Annotated in this window: 4 protein-coding genes; 1 reads left to right on the top strand and 3 read right to left on the bottom strand. The window is 72.5% G+C overall.

What is annotated here, in order from left to right; translation table 11 throughout:
• The coding region (locus AOK24_RS23740; protein WP_079056960.1) for a glycosyltransferase family 2 protein at window positions 1-1,171 on the bottom strand (1,171 nt) is incomplete at its 3' end.
• 89 nt (window positions 1,172-1,260) lie between these two features.
• Window positions 1,261-2,343: a GNAT family N-acetyltransferase gene (locus AOK24_RS23735; protein ID WP_206191257.1), complete on the bottom strand. Its 1,083-nt coding sequence runs from the start codon at window positions 2,341-2,343 to the stop codon at window positions 1,261-1,263.
• Window positions 2,344-2,606: 263 nt separating this feature from the next.
• On the opposite strand from AOK24_RS23735, the gene AOK24_RS23730 reads away from it, so the two are divergent.
• Complete coding sequence (locus AOK24_RS23730) at window positions 2,607-3,434, top strand: Cof-type HAD-IIB family hydrolase (RefSeq protein WP_055722096.1); 828 nt, start codon at window positions 2,607-2,609, stop codon at window positions 3,432-3,434.
• An 82-nt stretch (window positions 3,435-3,516) separates the two neighbouring features.
• Here AOK24_RS23730 and AOK24_RS23725 read toward each other — a convergent pair whose 3' ends face one another.
• Window positions 3,517-3,981, bottom strand: a complete 465-nt coding sequence (locus AOK24_RS23725; protein ID WP_055722098.1) for a transglycosylase SLT domain-containing protein — start codon at window positions 3,979-3,981, stop codon at window positions 3,517-3,519.
• Window positions 3,982-4,023: the final 42 nt, after the last annotated feature.

Genomic DNA, 4,023 nt, shown 5'->3' with positions numbered 1-4,023 from the left:
CCTCCACTCGCCGGCTCGCCGTCAACGCCCGCGCGTACGCCACCCCCTTCGGCACCCGCGCGAGGAACCCCGGCACCAGCCCGGGGCTGTTGACCAGCACCGCCGTCAAATAAGCGCCCAGCCCCGCCCCGTACCCGTACGCCTGCGTCTCCAGGTCCCGCCAGGTCTCCCGGTGGTGGTGCCAGACCAGCGCGTACGGCGTGTAGTGCAGCCGGTACCCGCGCGCGAGCACGCGGACGAAGCCGTACAGGTCGTCGCCCCCGCGGGCCAGGGTGCCGGCCCCGGTCGCCGGGTCGAACCCTCGTACCTCCCGTAGTACCCGGGTACGGAACGCCATGCTGGCCCCCGACCCGAACCGCCCGGCGGTGAAGGGGAACAGGGGCTCGTCGGCGGGCGGCGCGGCGGGGTCGTACGTCTTCGGCACGAACCCTTTCGAGAAGCCGCCGTGGCTCTCCAGGAGGACTTGGGCCGGGGTGCGCAGCCGGGCGGGCAGGATCAGGCCCGTCGTGCAGCCGAGGCCAGGATCGGCGGCGAACGGCGAGGTCAGCCCGGTGAGCCAGCGCGGATCGGCGACGACGTCGTCGTCCGTGAACGCCACGACCTCCCCGCGCGCCGCGGCCACCCCCCGGTTGTGCGCGACCGCGAGCCCCGGCACCGGCTCGCACACGTACCTCACCCGCTCGGCGTACTTCTCCCGTACGAGATCCCGAGTAGCACTCGTGGCGGGCGCGTTGTCCACGACGACGATCTCGAACCGCGGATGGTCCTGCGCGAGCATCGAGTCGAGTGCGTGCACCAGCGTGCCGGTCCGCTCGCGGGTGGCGATGACGACGGTGGTGTACGGCGGGGGCGGCCCCGTCGTCCGGTCGGCGGACCCGGTGCCGTACGGATGCTCAGCGGACCCCGGCAGGCCCATCCCCTCGGCCAGTTCCCTCAGCGTCGTCTTCGGGTCCGCCCCTTCCGGGACCTCCCCGAGGAGCGTGCCGACCGGCAGCCCCTCCCTGCGGACCAGGACGAAGACCGGCCCCGAGGTCACGGGCGGGCCGCCCGGCCCGGGTCTGAGGGTCGCCCCCTCGCCGGTCAGGTCCAGCTCGCCGACCTGGACGGGCCGGACGGCGAGGAAGCGCTGTATCTCGTCTCGTACCTGGGATGTACGGGTCGTACGGGACATGAACCCCCCTGATGTCATGAGCCCTCGGGTATCACCCTGCGGCGTCACCCCTGTGACGCCGTCCGCGCCGTCTGCGCCGCCCGCCCCCTTCAGCTCTCCCGCTGCCCGGAACCCGCCCGCAGCCGCCCGGCGCTCTTCAGCGCGCGCGCTACGGCGCTCGCGAGCCGGGGGCGCCCGCGCACGAAGTGGTGCGCCCGGCGCGCGGGTTCACGGCTCAGCCAGTAGAGCGCCGCCCCCACCCCGGGACGCGTCCACGCACCCTCGTAGACGGGGATCTCGCCGGTCTTCAGCGCGTCCTTGTACTCGGCGGCCCCCCGCCCGAGATCCAGCGTCCCGATGCCCTCCGCAGCCGCCGCCTCGGCCATCCGCAGATGCAGCACGAGCCCCGGCGAGAACTTCGCGAACTCCGTGTCGTACGACGGGAACCAGCAGGCCAGGACGGTCGACGAGCGCAGCCCGAAGTGCGCGGCGACGGGCCGCTCCCCGGCGTACAGGACAGACAGCGTGCCGGCGCACTCCGGCGCGCGCGTGTCGGCGAGGCGTGCGACCAGGCGCGTGATCCACTCCTGCGCGAACCGGTCGCGCCGGCCGGTGCGGCGGTACTGCGCGGACTTCCACGCCATGAGCGTGTGCAGCGCGGCCGGGTCGCGCTCGTCGAACACGAACCTCAACTCGCCCGCCTGGCGCCCGAGTCGGCGCTCCTTGGCGAGCGTCGTCCGCAGGAACTTCGGGGACTGGCCGCGCAGGACGGCCTCGTACGTGTCGTAGCCCTTCTCGACGTCGATGACGTACGCGGCGTACTCGGCGGCGGCGTGCGGGACGAACAGGTCCTGTTCCGCCTCCAGGTTGTCGAACGCGAAGCTCGACAGGGCGCACGCGCGCATCAACTCGGCCGCGTCCAGGCCGAGTCCGGGTGCCAGGATCGCGCCCTGGGCGTCCGACACGCCGTGCGCGAGGGCCTGGCCCATGCCGAGCGGACCGCGCTCGTGGGGGAGGAACCCGACGGGTTCGCGCCCCTCGTACACCACCGCGACCCGCGTACGCGCCCGTACGCGCCCCACGGCCTCGACGAACTCCGGTTCCATGAACGGATTGCGCGGGGCCGGCGAAGCGGCCCGCAGGGCCCGCCACCGCTCGCGCTCCCCCTCGCCCAACTCCTGCGCGCGCAGCACACGAATGCGCCCACTGTTCAACCTGACCCCCCGATCAAGTCCCCCCTGGACACATGGACCGTACCCCTCCAGACGGTACCGGCGGTAGATAGCGCCCCATGTTGTTGCCAACCGGTGCAGTCTTCGCAGAACCGTTGGCATTTCGATGGCAGTTCGATGACGAACGCCGTTCCGGTGCCCTCACCGTCGTCCCGCGCGCGTGCGCGCTGTACGGAACGGGCCGTCGAGCCTCCCGCGGGCGGTGCGGTCCGTATTCTCTGATCATGGCCGCACCCACCACCCCCGCTTCCGGCACGCGCGCGTACGCCCTCGTCGCCACCGACCTGGACGGCACGCTCCTGCGCGCCGACGACACCTTCTCCGACCGCTCGCTGAGCGCCCTCCAGCGGGTCGTGGAGGCCGGCGCGCGGCATCTGGTGGTGACCGGCCGCCCGGCCCCCCGGGTGCGCCCGCTGCTGGAGATCCTGCGGGGCAGAGGGCTCGCGGTGTGCGGCCAGGGAGCGCAGGTCTACGACGCCGGCGCGGACCGCCTGCTGTGGTCGGTCACGCTGGACCGGGAACTCGCGGAGACCGCGCTCGGCAAGATCGAGGCGGAGGTCGGCCAGGTGTACGCGGCCGTCGACCAGGACGGCGTGGACGGGCTGACGCTGATCGAACCGGGCTACCTGATGCCGCACCCGACGCTGCCCGCGCTGCGTGTGGGACGCCGCGAGGACCTGTGGTGCGAGCCGATCAGCAAGGTGCTGCTGCGTCACCCCGCGCTGACGGACGACGAGTTGGCGGCCACCGCGCGCGCGGCGGTCGGTTCGCTCGCCACGGTGACCATGTCGGGGCCCGGCACGGTCGAGCTCCAGCCGAGCGGCGTCACGAAGGCCACGGGCCTCGCGCTGGCCGCCGAACGGCTCGGGATCGCCCCCGAGGACACGGTCGCCTTCGGGGACATGCCGAACGACGTCCCGATGTTCGAGTGGTCCGCGTACGGGGTCGCGATGGCCAACGCGCACCCCGAACTCAAGGCTGTCGCCGACGAGGTGACGTTCTCGAACGAGGAGGACGGGGTGGCGACCGTTCTTGAACGGATGTTTCCGTAACGCGCGCCCTATAGGGGCCCCGATCCGAAACCGGGGCCCCTATAGGGACGTCGATCTCCCGGAGGACGTCCGGGAGGGACGGTCAGTACGCGCCGTACACGTTGTCGATCGAGCCGTACACGGCCGCCGCGTAGTTGCACGCGGCGGTGATGTTCGCGACCGGGTCGTACGGGTCGTACGCCGTGCCGGCGACGTGGTACGCCTGGAAGGTCGGGTCGATGACCTGGAGCAGGCCCTTGGAGGGTGTGCCGGCGGCGGCGTTGGAGTCCCAGTTGTTGATGGCCCAGGGGTTGCCGGAGGACTCGCGGATGATGTTGCGGTAGATGCCGTTGTAGCTGCCAGGGATGCCCTTCTGGGCCATGATCGCGAGGGATTCGCGGATCCAGCCGTCCAGGGTGTTCGGGTACCCGGCGACCGTGGACGACGAGCTGCCGCTCGTGGCGGCCGAGGCGCTGGTCGCGCCGACGACCGGGAGGGCCAGCAGGGCCGTGCCGGCGGCGGCGACGGCGAGGGCACGGGCGAGACGCTTCTTGCGGATTGCAGGCATGGCGGTGTTCCTCTCCGGCGCCTGCGAGGTGAGCTGTCGGGT

It is taken from the genome of Streptomyces niveiscabiei, assembly GCF_001419795.1.
GTDB classification, from domain to species: Bacteria; Actinomycetota; Actinomycetes; order Streptomycetales; family Streptomycetaceae; genus Streptomyces; species Streptomyces niveiscabiei.
Note: the sequence above shows the minus strand (reverse complement) of the source record. Positions and strands in the feature narration are given on the sequence as shown.

Excerpts from the sequence above, each read along its gene's own strand:
- AOK24_RS23725 (WP_055722098.1), bottom strand. The coding sequence starts at position 3,981 with ATGCCTGCAATCCGCAAGAAGCGTCTCGCCCGTGCCCTCGCCGTCGCC.
- AOK24_RS23730 (WP_055722096.1), top strand. The coding sequence starts at position 2,607 with ATGGCCGCACCCACCACCCCCGCTTCCGGCACGCGCGCGTACGCCCTC.